We start from the raw sequence: 14,594 nt of genomic DNA, 5'->3' as shown, positions 1-14,594 counted from the left end.
TGTCCATATGCTCCTGTCTTCCTGGTTGCGGTTGCTCCTGGCCTTGCGTGCCACCGGGCGCTTTTCCGGCTGGCGCAGGCTGTTCAGCTGCTGTCTGGTGCTGATAAGCGGTCCGGTCCTGGCGCAAAACCAACCGCTCATCGACTCGCTGGCGCGGGCCTCGGCCAGCCAAACGGATACCACCAAAGCCTGGACCCTCACCAGGCTGGCCTGGGAATACCGGCCTTATAACCGGGAAAAGGCCCTGGCTCTCAACCGGCAGGCGCTGGCGCTGGCCACCGAGGCCGGAAATGTAGAGCAGCAGGGCTTCTGCTGGATGGCTCTGGGCAACGTGTACATGTTTCATGAGCAGGACGGGCCGGCCCAGCAATCCTACCAGATGGCCGAGCCCCTGCTCCGAAAAGCCGCCGGACCGCGGGCGGCGGGCCGGCTGGCCCAGCTGCACTACAACTGGGGCCTGCTACTCCAGGAGCGGCTCAGCGACTATGCCGGGGCCGTGCATCACCTGCTGCAAGCCGTGCGGGCCTACGAAACGCTGGGCAGTTACCGGGAGCTGACTACCAGCCTCAATACTATTGCCAACTGCCTCTACCACGAGCAGCAAATGGAAAGCGCGTTTGCCTATTATCGTCGGGCCGAAGCCGCCGCCCGGCGCAGCGGCAGCCTGAAGGACCAGCTGCTGGTGATGAACGACTTCTACTCCAGCTACCTGGAGCTATACCGCCAACAGCGCAATCCGGCGCATCTGCGAGTGGCCATTCAAAACCTGGAGCGGGGCGTGGCCCTTATCCGCCAACAGGCGTCCCAGTCGGTGTCGCCGCAGTATTTGCCCACGTTCCTGACCAACCTGGCCGAAGCCTACACCTGGCGCGGCGACCTGCTGCGCACCCGGCAGTTGCTGCGCGAAAGTACGGCCCTCACCAAGCCACTCCGGATAACAACGCTGCTGGCGCACAACTACAGCATTCTGGCCCTGGCCGAAGCCCGGCACCAGCACGCCGCCCTGGCCGCCGCCGCCACCCGGCAGGCCAGCCAGTACCTGGCCGCGTGCAGCCTCGACGATAAGGCCACCATCACCCAGCGCCTGCAACTGGCCAGCACCGAACTGGGTAACTGGCCCGCCGCCTACGCCCACCTCACGCAGTACGCCGCCGTGCGCGATTCCCTGGCCGCCCGGGCCAATTTCCAAACCATGCGCCGCCTCATGATTCAGTACGAGGTGGAAAAGAAGGACCTGAACATCCGTGCCCTTACCCAGCAGGCCACCTACCACCGCCGGCTGCTGCTGCTCACGGTTGGGATGGCGCTGCTGCTGCTGGCCGGAGCGGCGGCCTTGCTCTACTCCAACCGCCTGCGGCGGCGGCTGGCCGAGCAGCACCTGCGACTCTCCGAACAACAGGCCGTGGTGGAGCGCCAGGAGAAACGGCTGGCTCAGCAGCAGCAAGCGCAGCTCCAGCAGGAGGTGGATTACAAGCAGCGGGAGTTGGCCACGACGACGCTCAGCGTGGAGCGCAAAAACGCGCTGCTGCTGACGCTGCGCAAGGAGCTGGAGCAGGTAGCCGACGGAAGCCCGCAATTCAAGCCCGCCTTCCGCCTCATCGACAAAAACCTCCAACTGGATGACGATGTGGACCAGTTCTGCCGGCACTTCGAGAGCGTGCACCCGCGCTTCTTCCAGCACCTCGCCGCCCAGGCCCAGGTAGCCCTCTCCGCCACCGACCTGCGCTACTGCGCCTACCTGCGCATGGGCCTTTCTACCAAGGAAATTGCCAACCTGCTCAACATTGAGCCCCACTCGGTGCGGGTGGGTAAGCACCGCCTGAAGCAAAAGCTGGGGCTGGGTAAATCCGTTGATTTAGAAGCATTTATGAAGGAAGATTAGGCGTGTATACACTTTGTAACGCCCCGTTTACAGCGGTTCTGCCGGGCAGTCGTAACCTTTGAGCGTCGCGACACCAGGGGCCGCCGAAAACCTTTATAGAGTAGGCACCGCATCCACTTCCTTCCCATATGAAACTGACTTCCTTCCTGCAAGCCACGCTACTGGCCGGCACCCTGGCACTGGGCGCTTGTGGAAAAGATGATGCCCCCAGCGGCGGCAACAACACGACCAACGTCGTTCCGAAAGAAGCCCTGACCACTTACACCGGCGACTACGCCCTGACCACCGGCAGCGGTATTCCCACCGCCCTGACGGGGGTTATGGCCACGGTGGCCGACAACGGCTCGAACACGATCAAAATTACGTTCAGCGCCCCCAACGCGCCCACCCTCACGGCCACGATGAAGAAGAACGCGGACGGCACCTTCGCCAACTCCGACGACACCAGCGGGCTGCAAGCTATTTCGATTCACGAGCGCACCCTGGACGTGTCGTACACCGCCAGTCCAACGTCGGTCATGGCGTATTCGGGCACCCGCTAAGGCCGGCTTTTCACAACGGCGGAACCATCGGCGGTCCTTGCTGGCAAGCAGCCCGGCAGTAGCCGAACCCGCTGCTTTTCAGCCACCAGGTGCTTTAGCACGACGAGCCGCGAAAAATCGTGCGTTCTACCCAACTGCTGGTCCGCCGGTGGTTCCGGCCGTTGCCTGGCCTGCCAATAGGGGTGGGTATTCCATTCTAAATCCATTCAGAGAGATGAAAAACGTCCTTTTTTTAGTTTTCTTCTGCCTGTCGGTAACCTTGAGCATGGCCCAAAGTGGTACTGTTGGGGTGTTAGGCCGATACGAGCAGGATAATTTCGTGGGACCCGCCAGCGTGAAGGTGGGGGAGCAAAATGTCGTCATCACCAGAGACCCCGCCCTGAGCAAAGTAGTCTGGATTGCCAACCTGTTGCGTGGGGGGCGGGTTAAGGCGCTGCTGCACCAGAAAACCGGCAGCACTACGTTCTACTCGATACCCGCCCAAAAAGTGGGGGGCTACCAGATTCAGGCCGGCTGCGCCATGTACGACCAGCAGGAGGGTACGGTGATGATATCGTTGAACAACAAAATGAACTGCTTCGGCATGAACCAGAGCGACTATGACGCGGGCGTTTCCGTCTCCAAAAACGGCCGGGTGAGTGCCGGGGGCGTGGTAGTCGACGGCCGGGGCGGCGTAAAAGCCCCGGGGGTACAGGTGGGTCAGCAGGGCGTGAAAGTAGACAGCAAGGTTGTAATGGCGGGCGTGCAGTACATCGGTACGAAAGAAGGCCGCCCCCGCAAAGACGACGACGACTGATACGGCGTTTTTATCATAATCTGCCACGATGAGCCAGCCGCCACATGGCCCCTGTAATCGGGGGAAGGTGGCGGCTGGCTCATCGTGGCAGGGGCAGAGGGACCAGTTGGCGAAGCTTACTGAACTGCTGATTACCGTATCTTGGCCGAAGCAACAGGGGAGAGGGGCTTCACGCTGTACTAGCCCCGCGTACACAAATCCTGCTCCGGCTGACCGGCATCAAGCATTATGCGCAAGCTCTTTCCTATTTGCCTGCTGCTGGGCCTATTAGCCGCTACGGCAGCCCCAGCCCAAACCATGACCCAAGCTGCGGCCGATACGGCCCGTTTGCGCCGCCACCTGGTGGCCCTCACCACCACACCCGAGCCGCGCAATTACCGCCACCAGGCCAGCCTGAACCAGGCCGCCGACTACGTTAAAGCCGAACTGGCCGCCGCCGGGGGGCAGCCCACTGAGCAACCCTACGAGGTGGAGGGCCAGCGCTACCACAACGTGCTGGCCCACTTCGGCCCCGAAACCGGCCCCCGCCTTGTAGTGGGCGCGCATTACGACGTGTGTGGGGAGCAGCCGGGTGCTGATGACAACGGTACCGGCGTAGCGGCTTTGCTGGAGCTGGCCCGGCTGCTGGGCCGGCAGCCCAACCTGCCGTACCGGGTAGATCTGGTGGCGTATACGCTGGAGGAGCCGCCGTTTTTCCGCACCAAACAGATGGGCAGCTACGTGCACGCCCAGTCGCTGCATGCGGCCGGCGTGCCGGTGCGCGGCATGGTGGCCCTGGAAATGCTGGGCTACTACGACGACCGGAAGGGCAGCCAGGACTACCCGTTGGGGCCGCTGAAATAGGGTGTATGGGAGCCAGGGCAACTACGTAACGGTGGCCCAGAAATTCGGGAACGGCCGCTTCGGCCGGCAGTTGGCGCGGCGCTACCAAACGGCCGCCGCCCTGCCAGTGAAGCGCTTCAAAGCCCCCGCCTGGCTGCCCGGCATCGACTTTTCCGACCACCTCAACTACTGGCACTTCGGCTACTCGGCCGTGCTGCTCACCGACACGGCCTTCTACCGTAACAAGAGCTACCACGAACCCACCGACACCCTGGCCCGCCTGGATATGCGCCGCTTAGGGTTGGCCGTAGACGCGCTGCTGGCCGTGGTGCTACTCGGCTGAGGCCCCAATTTCGGCCAACTGGCCCACCCATACCCAACTGGTCTGTACCACGAGGTAGCGGCTGCCATCTTCGTGGACGTAGTCATAATGAGGGTTGGCGAAGGCCCATGCCGGCCAGCCAGTAGGGTAGTCGAAGGCGTCGAGAAAGGTTTGCCAGGGGTGAGTTGTCCAAGTCAGAGCCCCGGCCCCGGGTAACTGCCAGTATTCCGGGGGCAGGGGAGGGCCTGTCGGGTCGGGCTCCCCGTGTGTGTTGCGGTACCGGGCCCGCTTACTGCCCATGCCCACTACTACTTGCGAAGAATGCGCAAACTCCCGGCCCTTCACCAGCCAGAGGGCTAGGTAGAACGGTTCCGGCTGGGCCCGCAACTGCCGCTGCCAGTCGAAGAACGTGGCCAGCAGATGCCGGGCCGCCAGTTGGCGCACCAGCTGCGGGGGCTGGCGGTGGTGCCAGTGCCAGGGGTGCAGCCCGAGTTTTTCATAATAATATGCGCGGTCAGGGAGCGTGTCCATAGCTGTTGGCGCGGGCACCTCGCTTGCCTGTTGCAACCGGATTACGTGGCGCTTACCCCCCCGGACTTTCTTACTGCTTCGGAAATGGGTGCCTCGCCGGTGTCTTATGGCTCTCATGTGGCGTATTTTAGGACTGTTGAAGAAGAGGTTTTTTGCTAAAATGCTATATCTTTACTAATTACCTATAGCTTACAGTAAGCGGTTACTTACCTGCCTGATGATGTCCCAGTTACGCTGCCCCAAATGCGAGTCGATGGAAGCTACGAAAAGTGGCGTAGTGGGGGGGCGGCAGCGGTATAAGTGCCGAAACTGCGGCTACCATTATTCGGTGGCCAAGGCGGGCAAGGAAACCAACCCGTACTACGTCATTAAGGCCTTGCAACTCTACGTGGAGGGGGTGAGCTACCGTGAAATTGAGCGGCTGCTGGGCGTGAGCCACGTGAGCGTAATGAACTGGGTAAAAAAGTACGGGGTGAAAGCCCCGCGCCAGACGGACTACCACCCCACCTACAAAATCCTGAACCAGAAGGAGCTGGCTGAGTTTTTTCAGCACCCGGAAAACCTCAAGGGCTCGGGCATGATGATAACGGAGCTGGGCGATAAGTACATGCTGATCAAGTGGGAGCGGTTTCGGCAGGGGTGAGCTATAGGGACTTAGCGGAAGTATAGCCGGGGCGCGGGTTCGGGGCGGGGATTCTGCTATTTGGAGACAGTAAAACCGGGCGCCTATTGGCCGGCCGGTTCCAGTGCTGATTTCCCTCCACCCCACCATTCCCTCCCTTCTTATGCAACACGTTCGTTACGCCTTAGCCGTGAGTGCGTTGCTGACGGCCGCCGGAGCCGCGGCCCAGGTGCAGCCCCCGCCCGCCGGCAACCCGCCCGCCCCGGCTCCGGCCCCTCAGGCCGCCCCACCCGCCACGGCGTCCCCCACCGAATCGGTGCCCTACGGGGCGGGCCTGAAGGTGAACCTCTCCCCCGACGGCTCCAAATACTTCCGCATCATCAACTGGCACCAGGTCTGGACGCGCTACAACCGCAACAACACCGGCTCCCAGCACGTGGCCGGCGACCCCCAGGACAACACCTTCGACGTGGGCCTGCGTCGCTCCCGGGTGTTGCTCTACGCCCAGCTCAACCCGCGCTTTCTCATTGTCACCCACTTCGGTATCAACAACCAGAACGCCGTGAGCGGGGGCGTGGGCATTGGCGACCCGGGCAAAAAACCCCAGCTGTTCGTGCACGAGGCCATGGTGGAATACAAGGTGTTCAAGTACCTGAACATCGGGGCCGGCCTGCACTATCAGAACGGGATTTCGCGCATGACGCGGGCCAGTACGCTCAACTTCCTGGCCTACGACGCCCCGATTTCCAACTGGCCCACCATCGAGAAAATAGACCAGTTTGCCCGCTGGATGGGCATCTACGCCAAGGGCCGGATCGGCAAGTTCGATTACGCCGTGTCGATGAACGACCCCTACGCCACCAGCCAAACGGCCACGCCCGCCACGCTGCCCACCAACGTGGCCGACTACAACCCCCGCAACAGCCACAAAACCTACCAGGGCTACTTCGCCTACGAGTTCCTCGACCAGGAAGCCAACCTGCTACCCTATCAGGTGGGCTCCTACCTGGGCACCAAGCGCGTGTTCAATATCGGGGCGGGCTTCCTCTTTAATAAGGACGCCATGTTCTCGCGGCCCAACGCGCTGCCCAACACGCTGCCCCAGGACCCGTTCACGCTGCCTTACAAAACCCACAACCTGGGCATTCTGTCGGCCGATGTGTTCTTCGATACGCCCCTGAACAAGGATGCGGGTACGGCTTTCACGGCTTATGGCGTGTATTATAACTACAATTTCGGTCCTAACTACGTCCGCAACATTGGCCTCCTGAACCCCAGCACGGCCGGCGGTTCGGCCGCAATTCCGGGCGCGGGCACTTTGCGTGGCAATGCCTACCCCGTGGTGGGCACGGGCTCGGCCCTCTACGGGCAGGCCGGCTACCTGCTACCCAAAAACGTGCTGGGCGAAAAGGCCCGCCTGCAACCCTACGCGGCCTGGCAGCACGGCCGCTACGAAGGCCTCGACGCCATCGGGGCCAAAAACGTGAATGTGTATGACCTGGGTGCCAACGTGCTGCTCGACGGCCACAACGCCAAGCTCACGCTCAACTACCGCGCCCGCCCCGACTACTCCAACCCCCAGGACATCAACTACCGCCCCGAGGTAACCCTGCAAACCATGATTTTCCTGTAAGCGGTGAAATGGGGAGGTGGTGAAATGGTGAGTTGCTGTTTGGGGAGCCTGCTTGTGCGGCCCCGCCTGTCAGGACCCCGAACAGCATCTCACCATTTCACCACCTCCCCACTCATCTCCCACTCATCTCCCACCACCAAATTCCCCAGTGCAATGGAACAGGATGTAAAGCAACCCGGCTACGCGGCCGGGGCGGATGCTCCGGTGGAGCACGACAACAACAATGTCTCGACCAGCAAGATCTGGCAGGTCATTACCTCGTCCTCCGTCGGGACGGTGATTGAGTGGTACGACTTCTACATTTTCGGGTCGCTGGCCACCATCATTTCCACGCTTTACTTCCCCAAAACGAACCCCCTGGCGGCGCTGCTGGCCACCCTGGCCGCTTTTGCCGTAGGCTTCGTGGTGCGGCCGTTTGGGGCCATCGTGTTCGGCCGTATCGGCGACATGGTGGGGCGCAAGTACACGTTTCTGCTCACGCTGCTGCTGATGGGCGGCTCCACGTTTGCCATCGGACTGGTGCCCACCTTTGCTTCTATCGGCGTGATGGCGCCCATTCTGCTGTTTCTGCTGCGCGTGGTGCAGGGCCTGGCTTTGGGCGGCGAGTACGGCGGGGCGGCCACCTACGTGGCCGAGCACGCCCCCGACAACCGGCGTGGCTACTACACCAGCTTCATCCAGACCACGGCCACTATTGGCCTGTTCGTGAGCATTGCAGTACTCATCGGTACCCGGCTGGCCGTGGGCGACGAAGCCTTCAAGATCTGGGGCTGGCGGATTCCGTTCCTGCTCTCGGGCTTCCTGGTCGTGGCCTCCTACTACATCCGCCGCCGCCTCGATGAGTCGCCGCTCTTTGCCAAAGCCAAGGCCGAAGGCACCACCAGCAAGTCGCCGTTGCGCGACTCGTTCGTGGAGCCCCAAAACCGCAAGCTGGTGCTGCTGGCCCTGTTTGGGGCTACTATGGGCCAGGGCGTGGTGTGGTACACCGGGCAGTTCTACGCCTACTTCTTCCTGCAAACCGTGCTCAAGATTGAGCAGATTCCGGCCAGCATTATTCTCTGCGTAGCCCTGCTGCTGGCCACGCCGTTCTTCATCTACTTCGGCAGCCTGTCGGACCGCATCGGCCGCAAGCGCATCATCATGACCGGGCTGCTGTGCGGGGCCGTGTTCACCATCCCGATTTTCTACGGCCTGAAGCAGTTTGCCGGCCCGGCCGTGGAAAAAACCGCCGCCACCGTAGATGCCGCCGGCGTGGCCGTACCCGCCGTGCTAGTGGCCAACAACCCCAACATGCTCGGCCTGATTGTGCTGATTTTCTTCCTCGTGCTGTTCGTAACCATGGCCTACGGACCCATTGCCGCCTACCTCGTGGAACTGTTTCCGACCAAGGTGCGCTACACCTCCCTGTCGGTGCCCTACCACATTGGCAACGGCATTTTCGGGGGCCTGGTCCCGCTGATTTCGACGGCTATGGTTGCTTGGGCCGCCGCCCAGCCCAGCGGTTTCTTGCAGGAGCACAGCATTTACTTCGGCCTGGTGTACCCGGTAGTTATCGCCCTGATTACCTTTATCATCGGCTCCCTCTACATGAAGGACTCGCGCAACGTGCGCATCATGGACTAACCCGCGCCGCCCGGTTTGGCTTACCAGGAAAAGTCCGCCGGGCCGTTGGTTCGGCGGATTTTGCTTGCTTTAGGAAGTCGGGCAGGCGCGTACCAACCGCCAGCTGCCCGCCCGAAAATCAACCACCACCCACCTGAACCCCACCTCATGCCTCCCATTTCCCCCCCGGAGCGGCCGGAGCAGCGGCGCGGGCAGCAGTTGCTGTTCGTGGCCCTGCTGTTCGGGGTGCTGCTCAACTTCCCGCTGCTCGGCGCCTTCAACCACGCCGGGCGGGTGGCCGGCATCCCGGTGCTCTACCTCTACGTGCTGGTGACGTGGGCCGCCCTGGTGCTGGTAACGGGCTGGGTGGTGAGGGGAATTAAAAATTAAAAGTGAAAAATTAAAAATGACTGTTCCGCGCCATTTTACTCTTTCTGTTCAGTGTGATACAAATGAAAAAATGTCAAGATGCTGAATTTTTAATTTTTCACTTTTAATTTTTAATTCCCAAAATGTCCCCGCTGCTGGTTATTGGCTTTTCCTTCGGGTACCTCGTGCTACTGTTCGGGGTGGCGTACGCGGCCGAGCGGCGGGTGGCGGCGCGGCGCAGTTTGGTGAGCAACCCCTACGTGTACGCCCTGAGCATGGCCGTGTACTGCACCGCCTGGACTTACTACGGCTCGGTGGGGAGGGCGGCGTACTTTGGGCTGGAGTTCGTGGGCATCTACCTTGGACCCACGCTCATGGCTCCGTTGGCTTGGCTGGTGCTGCGTAAAATCATCCGCATCTGCCGGGCTCAGCGCCTTTCCTCCATTGCCGATTTCATTTCGGCCCGCTACGGCAAAAGTGCCGGGCTGGGGGCCCTGGTGACGGTGGTGTGCGTGCTGGGCGTGGTGCCCTACATTGCTCTCCAGATCAAGGCCATTGCGGCTTCGTTCAATATCCTGACCCGGGTGCCCGGCGCGCTCAACCAGCCGGTAGAGGACGCGGCGGCCGTGAGTTCGGCCTTCTATACCACCGTGGCGCTGGCATTTTTTACCATCATTTTCGGGGTGCGCTCGGTGGAGGCCACTGAGCGGCACGAGGGCATGGTGCTGGCCGTGGCCATGGAAAGCCTGTTTAAGCTGGTGGCTTTTCTGGTGGCGGGTCTGTTCGTGACCTACGGCCTGTTCAACGGTTTTGCCGACGTGTTTGAGCGGGCCGCCGCATTGCCCGAGCTGAGCCGGCTGTTCACCCTCGACGGGGCCGGTACCGCGCCGGGGCAGTGGTTTACTTTGCTGCTGCTGAGCATGTCGGCCATTCTGCTGCTGCCCCGGCAGTTTCAGGTGGCCGTGGTGGAAAACGTGAACGAAGACCACCTGCGCAAGGCCATGTGGCTGTTTCCGCTCTACCTCATCGTGATTAATCTGCTGGTGCTGCCCCTGGCCTTCGGGGGGCGGCTGCTGGACGCGGGCGGATTGCTGGATGCTGATATGTACGTGCTGGCGTTGCCGTTGCAGGCCGGGCACCCCTGGCTGGCCCTGCTCATTTACCTGGGCGGCCTCTCGGCGGCCAGCAGTATGATTATCGTTGAAACCATTGCCCTGAGCGTGATGATGAGCAACCACCTGCTCATGCCGCTGCTGGTGCGCGGGCCGGTGCGCGGCGGCAGCCGGCCGCGCTGGTTCGCCCGTCTTGGGCAGGCCACCCTGCACAGCCGCCGTTTGGCCGTGGTGCTGGTGCTGCTGCTGGCTTTCGGTTACTACGCCGCCGTGGGTCACCTGCTGCCGCTGGTCAATATCGGCCTGATTTCGTTTGCCGCCGTGGCCCAGTTCGTGCCGGTGGTGCTGGGCGGCCTGTACTGGAAGGGCGGCACCCGGGGCGGGGCCACGGCGGGGCTGCTGGCCGGTTTCGCGGTGTGGTTCTATACGCTGGTGCTGCCCACCATGGTGGCGCCGGGCCTGGTGCCCGAATCTTTCCTGACCCAGGGCCCTGCCGGGCTGGGCTGGCTGCGGCCGGGGGCGCTGCTCGGGCTGATCGGGCTGGATGAGTTGTCGCACGGGTTGTTCTGGAGCTGGCTGCTGAATATCGGCCTCTACCTGGGCCTCTCGTTGCGGCGGCAGCCCTCGGCCCTGGAGCAGCGCCAGGCCCAGCTGTTCGTGGACGTGTTCCGCCACGAAGCCGGGTTCGAAGCTCCCACCAGCTGGCACAGCGCCGCGCCCTTGCCCGACGTGCGGGCACTGCTGGTGGGTTTTCTGGGGAAGAAGCGCACCAACCAGGCCCTGCACGCTTTCGAGGAGCATTTCCCCGAAACCCGGCCGCCGGCCGCCAAAACCCCGGTTCCCTCCGACGGCAACCCCGCTTACTCCGTCACTCCGTCGCTCCGTCACCCAGTTCCCCCCGCCGACCCGCGCCTGCTCTCCTACGCCGAAAAGCTGCTGGCCGGGGCCGTCGGCCCGGCCTCGGCCCGGCTGCTGCTGCGCTCCTCGGTGGGGGTAGAAGACATTAGCTTCGATAACGTGGTGGGCATTCTGCGCGAAAGCCAGCAGCTGCTCGAAGCCAACCGCCAGCTCCAGAAGCAGCAGCGCCAGCTCCAGCGCCTCACCGGGCAGCTTCAGCAGGCCTACGACCAGCTTCAGGAGCTCGACCAGCACAAGGACGAGTTCCTCTACACCGTTACCCACGAGCTGCGCACCCCGCTCACCAGCATCCGCGCCCTATCGGAAATCCTGACCGACAACCCCGACCTGGACGAAGAGGAGCGCCAGCGGTTTCTGCTCACCATCACCCGCGAGTCGGAGCGCCTGAGCCGGCTCATTACCCTGGTACTGGACCTGGAAAAGTACGAGTCGGGCCAGGCGACGCTGGAGAAGCGCACGCTGGACGTGGCCGACGTGATTACCGACGCCCTCGACGCCGTGGGCCAGCTGCTGCGCGACAAGCAGATTCAGTTGGACCTGGCCGTGCCGCCCGGCCTGCCCGGCCTGCCCGGCGACCGTGACCGGCTCATGCAGGTGCTGGTGAACCTACTCTCGAACGCCGTGAAATCGTGCCGGGCCGATGGTACGGGGCGCATTGGCGTGGGGGTGGAGGCCACGCCCGCCGGTCTGCGCCTCTGGGTACAGGACAACGGCAAGGGCATTGCTCCCGAGTTCCACCAGGTCATCTTCGACAAGTTCTTCCAGGCCCGCAACCAAACCATGCGCAAGCCCGAAGGCTCGGGCCTGGGCCTGGCCATCACCAAAAAAATTGTGGAGCTGCACGCCGGCCGCATCTGGGTGGAAAGCCAGCCCGAGCAGGGCGCCCGCTTTTCGCTGGAATTACCTTTGAAAGGGAATTAAAAATTAAAAGTGAAAAATTAAAAATGGAGCAAACAGTTATCCGTTATCTGAATTTGCGCAGCCATTGCGTTGTTTTATGAACCCGATTACAAATCTTGTTCCCTTATATTTTTAATTTTTCCCTTTTAATTTTTAATTAATATATGCCCCACATTCTCATCGTCGACGACGAGCCCAACATCGTCATGTCCCTGGAATTCCTCATGCGCAAGGCCGGCTACCAGGTCAGCATTGCCCGCAACGGTGCCGAGGCCCTCAACGCCGTAGATGCCACGCCGTTCGACTTGGTCGTGCTCGATATTATGATGCCCGACGTCGACGGTTACCAGGTGTGCCGTCATCTGCGCCAGCGCCCCGACCGGGCCGGTACCCGCGTCATCTTCCTCTCGGCCAAAAGCCGGGAATCGGATATTGAGAAGGGCTACGAGGCCGGGGCCGACCTCTACGTACCCAAGCCCTTCAGTACCCGCCAACTCATGCAGCAGGTGAAAGGTCTGCTGTTCCCCTCCGCCTGATTTCACCCGCCGCTTAATCCCGCCCGCCCATGTCTACCTACGCCTTCGATTACGCCGCCAGCCTCCACGACTCCGAGCTGTTCTGGGCCGGGCAGGCCGCCCGTCTTACCTGGTTTCGGGAGCCGCCCCGGCCGGTGCTCAGCCAGGACGAAGCCACGGGCTTCTACCGCTGGTTCCGGGGTGGGCAGCTCAACACCAGCTGGCTCTGCCTCGACGACCACGTGCAGCAGGGCCGCGCCAACCAGGTGGCCCTCATCTACGATTCGCCCGTGACCCAGACCGTGCGCCGCTACACCTACGGCGAGCTGCTCGACCTGACCGCGCGCTTTGCCGGGGGCCTGCGGGAGCTGGGTGTGGCGCGCGGCGACCGGGTGATTATCTACATGCCCAATATGCCCGAGGCGGTGGTGGCCATGCTGGCCTGCGCCCGGCTGGGGGCCGTGCATTCGGTGGTGTTCGGGGGCTTCGCACCCCACGAGCTGGCCGTACGCATCGATGACGCCCGGCCCCGGGTTATCGTCTGCGCCTCGGCCGGGCTGGAAATCGACCGCGTGATTCCCTACCTGCCTCTGGTGGAAGCGGCCATCGGGCTGGCCCGGCACCCGCCGGCCCACGTGGTCGTCTGCCAGCGCGACTTCTGCCCGGCCGACCTCCGGCAACCCCGCGACGTGGACTTCCGCGACTTGCTCGAAGCAGCACCTGTGGAGGCCGTGTCCCTTGAGGCTACTGACCCGCTTTATATCCTGTACACCAGCGGTACCACCGGCCGGCCCAAGGGCGTGGTGCGCGAGCACGGCGGCCATGCCGTGGCCCTGAAGTACAGCATGGGCGCCGTGTACGGGGTGCAGCCCGGCGAAACGTTCTGGGCCGCCTCCGATATTGGCTGGGCCGTGGGTCACAGCTACATCGTGTACGGGCCGCTGCTACACGGCTGCACCACGGTGCTGTTCGAGGGCAAGCCCGTGCGCACGCCCGATGCCGGTGCGTTCTGGCGCGTGGTGGCCGAGCACAACGTGCGGGTGCTGTTCACGGCCCCCACCGCCATCCGGGCCATCAAGAAGGAAGATCCCGCCGGCGCGCTGGCCCGCCGCTATGAGCTGAGCAGCCTGCGCCACCTCTTCGTGGCCGGGGAGCGGTGCGACCCTGCCACCTACGACTGGGCCGGCCAGCTGCTGGGCGTGCCCGTCGTCGACCACTGGTGGCAGACCGAATCGGGCTGGCCCATGCTGGCCACGCTGGTGGGCTACCCCGATATGCCGCCGCCCCGCGCCGGCTCGGCCGGCCACCCCGTGCCCGGTTACAACGTGCAGGTGCTCGATGAGGCGGGCCAGCCCGTGCCCCCGGGCACCACCGGCCTAGTGGCGGTGCGCCTGCCGCTGCCCCCCGGCTGCCTGCCCACCCTCTGGCACGACGACGAACGGTTCCAGAGCAGCTACCTCGACGCCTTCCCCGGCTACTACCTCAGCGGCGACGGCGGCTACCAGGATGCCGAGGGCTACTGCTACATCATGGGCCGCGTCGATGACGTGATTAACGTGGCCGGCCACCGCCTGAGCACGGGCGAGATGGAGGAGATTCTGGCCGCCCACCCGGCCGTGGCCGAGTGCGCGGTGCTGGGCATTGCCTGCTCCCTGCGCGGGCAGCGCCCGGTGGGCTTGGTGGTGCTCAAGGATGGCCAAAGCCTCGCCGAAGAGGCCCTGGAGCAGGAGCTGGTGCAGCTTATCCGCCAGCGCATCGGGGCGGTGGCCAGCTTCCGGCAGGCGGCCGTGGTGGCCCGGCTGCCCAAAACCCGCTCGGGCAAAATCCTGCGCAAAACCCTGCGTCAGTTGGCCGATGGCGAGGACTTCCCCGTACCTTCCACCATCGACGACCCCACCATCCTCGACGAAATCCGGGTCGTGCTGGCCTTCCGCCAGCTGGGGCAGGCCTTCGAGCCCCCGGCGTTATCCTGAGTAAAACCGCCGGCTAATCAGGATAAAAGGCGAATTCACCGAGTCACTCATTCAC

At 63.1% G+C, this 14,594-nt stretch carries 13 protein-coding genes; 12 read left to right on the top strand and 1 reads right to left on the bottom strand.

Translation table 11 applies throughout. The annotated features are described in order from the left end of the window. The first annotated feature begins 7 nt into the window (after positions 1 to 7). The 5 genes from D0T11_RS08295 (at position 8) to D0T11_RS22925 (ending at position 4,385) form a co-directional block, all read left to right on the top strand. A complete protein-coding gene (locus tag D0T11_RS08295) occupies positions 8 to 1,882 on the top strand; it encodes a helix-turn-helix transcriptional regulator (RefSeq protein WP_119655317.1) in 1,875 nt (624 codons plus the stop codon). A gap of 128 nt (positions 1,883 to 2,010) precedes the next feature. Next, on the top strand, positions 2,011 to 2,424 hold the full coding sequence (locus D0T11_RS08290; RefSeq protein ID WP_119655316.1) for a hypothetical protein: 414 nt from the start codon (positions 2,011 to 2,013) through the stop codon (positions 2,422 to 2,424). 214 nt (positions 2,425 to 2,638) lie between these two features. Further along, positions 2,639 to 3,220 (top strand): hypothetical protein, encoded by a 582-nt coding sequence (locus D0T11_RS08285; RefSeq protein ID WP_119655315.1) that lies wholly within the window; start codon positions 2,639 to 2,641, stop codon positions 3,218 to 3,220. 228 nt (positions 3,221 to 3,448) lie between these two features. Then, positions 3,449 to 4,063 (top strand): M28 family peptidase, encoded by a 615-nt coding sequence (locus tag D0T11_RS08280; RefSeq protein WP_220473711.1) that lies wholly within the window; start codon positions 3,449 to 3,451, stop codon positions 4,061 to 4,063. A gap of 31 nt (positions 4,064 to 4,094) precedes the next feature. Further along, a complete protein-coding gene (locus tag D0T11_RS22925) occupies positions 4,095 to 4,385 on the top strand; it encodes a zinc-binding metallopeptidase family protein (protein WP_220473710.1) in 291 nt (96 codons plus the stop codon). Here D0T11_RS22925 and D0T11_RS08275 read toward each other — a convergent pair. Beyond that, positions 4,374 to 4,895, bottom strand: a complete 522-nt coding sequence (locus tag D0T11_RS08275) for a hypothetical protein (RefSeq protein ID WP_119655314.1) — start codon at positions 4,893 to 4,895, stop codon at positions 4,374 to 4,376. The genes D0T11_RS22925 and D0T11_RS08275 overlap by 12 nt on opposite strands. A 217-nt stretch (positions 4,896 to 5,112) precedes the next feature. Here D0T11_RS08275 and D0T11_RS08270 point away from each other — a divergent pair, with 217 nt between their 5' ends. The 7 genes from D0T11_RS08270 (at position 5,113) to D0T11_RS08240 (ending at position 14,539) form a co-directional block, all read left to right on the top strand. Further along, on the top strand, positions 5,113 to 5,538 hold the full coding sequence (locus tag D0T11_RS08270; RefSeq protein WP_119655313.1) for an IS1/IS1595 family N-terminal zinc-binding domain-containing protein: 426 nt from the start codon (positions 5,113 to 5,115) through the stop codon (positions 5,536 to 5,538). A gap of 142 nt (positions 5,539 to 5,680) precedes the next feature. Next, positions 5,681 to 7,150: a hypothetical protein gene (locus tag D0T11_RS08265; RefSeq protein ID WP_119655312.1), complete on the top strand. Its 1,470-nt coding sequence runs from the start codon at positions 5,681 to 5,683 to the stop codon at positions 7,148 to 7,150. Positions 7,151 to 7,303: 153 nt separating this feature from the next. Beyond that, the gene (locus D0T11_RS08260) at positions 7,304 to 8,773 is read left to right on the top strand and encodes an MFS transporter (protein WP_245990680.1); all 1,470 of its coding nucleotides are present in this window, start codon (positions 7,304 to 7,306) and stop codon (positions 8,771 to 8,773) included. Positions 8,774 to 8,920: 147 nt separating this feature from the next. Further along, on the top strand, positions 8,921 to 9,142 hold the full coding sequence (locus D0T11_RS08255; RefSeq protein WP_119655311.1) for a hypothetical protein: 222 nt from the start codon (positions 8,921 to 8,923) through the stop codon (positions 9,140 to 9,142). Between the two features lie 122 nt (positions 9,143 to 9,264). Then, a complete protein-coding gene (locus D0T11_RS08250) occupies positions 9,265 to 12,072 on the top strand; it encodes a sensor histidine kinase (RefSeq protein WP_119655310.1) in 2,808 nt (935 codons plus the stop codon). A gap of 143 nt (positions 12,073 to 12,215) precedes the next feature. Next, positions 12,216 to 12,587 (top strand): response regulator transcription factor, encoded by a 372-nt coding sequence (locus D0T11_RS08245; RefSeq protein WP_119655309.1) that lies wholly within the window; start codon positions 12,216 to 12,218, stop codon positions 12,585 to 12,587. A gap of 29 nt (positions 12,588 to 12,616) precedes the next feature. Beyond that, positions 12,617 to 14,539 (top strand): AMP-binding protein, encoded by a 1,923-nt coding sequence (locus D0T11_RS08240; protein WP_119655308.1) that lies wholly within the window; start codon positions 12,617 to 12,619, stop codon positions 14,537 to 14,539. Positions 14,540 to 14,594: the final 55 nt, after the last annotated feature.

Origin of the sequence: Hymenobacter rubripertinctus (genome assembly GCF_003583925.1) — a bacterium.
GTDB lineage: Bacteria > Bacteroidota > Bacteroidia > Cytophagales > Hymenobacteraceae > Hymenobacter > Hymenobacter rubripertinctus.
This window is presented reverse-complemented; position numbering and strand designations above follow the sequence as displayed.

Excerpts from the sequence above, each read along its gene's own strand:
- D0T11_RS08265 (WP_119655312.1), top strand. The coding sequence starts at position 5,681 with ATGCAACACGTTCGTTACGCCTTAGCCGTGAGTGCGTTGCTGACGGCC.
- D0T11_RS08260 (WP_245990680.1), top strand. The coding sequence starts at position 7,304 with ATGGAACAGGATGTAAAGCAACCCGGCTACGCGGCCGGGGCGGATGCT.
- D0T11_RS08270 (WP_119655313.1), top strand. The coding sequence starts at position 5,113 with ATGATGTCCCAGTTACGCTGCCCCAAATGCGAGTCGATGGAAGCTACG.
- D0T11_RS08295 (WP_119655317.1), top strand. The coding sequence starts at position 8 with ATGCTCCTGTCTTCCTGGTTGCGGTTGCTCCTGGCCTTGCGTGCCACC.
- D0T11_RS08250 (WP_119655310.1), top strand. The coding sequence starts at position 9,265 with ATGTCCCCGCTGCTGGTTATTGGCTTTTCCTTCGGGTACCTCGTGCTA.
- D0T11_RS08275 (WP_119655314.1), bottom strand. The coding sequence starts at position 4,895 with ATGGACACGCTCCCTGACCGCGCATATTATTATGAAAAACTCGGGCTG.
- D0T11_RS08285 (WP_119655315.1), top strand. The coding sequence starts at position 2,639 with ATGAAAAACGTCCTTTTTTTAGTTTTCTTCTGCCTGTCGGTAACCTTG.
- D0T11_RS08240 (WP_119655308.1), top strand. The coding sequence starts at position 12,617 with ATGTCTACCTACGCCTTCGATTACGCCGCCAGCCTCCACGACTCCGAG.
- D0T11_RS08290 (WP_119655316.1), top strand. The coding sequence starts at position 2,011 with ATGAAACTGACTTCCTTCCTGCAAGCCACGCTACTGGCCGGCACCCTG.
- D0T11_RS08245 (WP_119655309.1), top strand. The coding sequence starts at position 12,216 with ATGCCCCACATTCTCATCGTCGACGACGAGCCCAACATCGTCATGTCC.
- D0T11_RS08280 (WP_220473711.1), top strand. The coding sequence starts at position 3,449 with ATGCGCAAGCTCTTTCCTATTTGCCTGCTGCTGGGCCTATTAGCCGCT.
- D0T11_RS08255 (WP_119655311.1), top strand. The coding sequence starts at position 8,921 with ATGCCTCCCATTTCCCCCCCGGAGCGGCCGGAGCAGCGGCGCGGGCAG.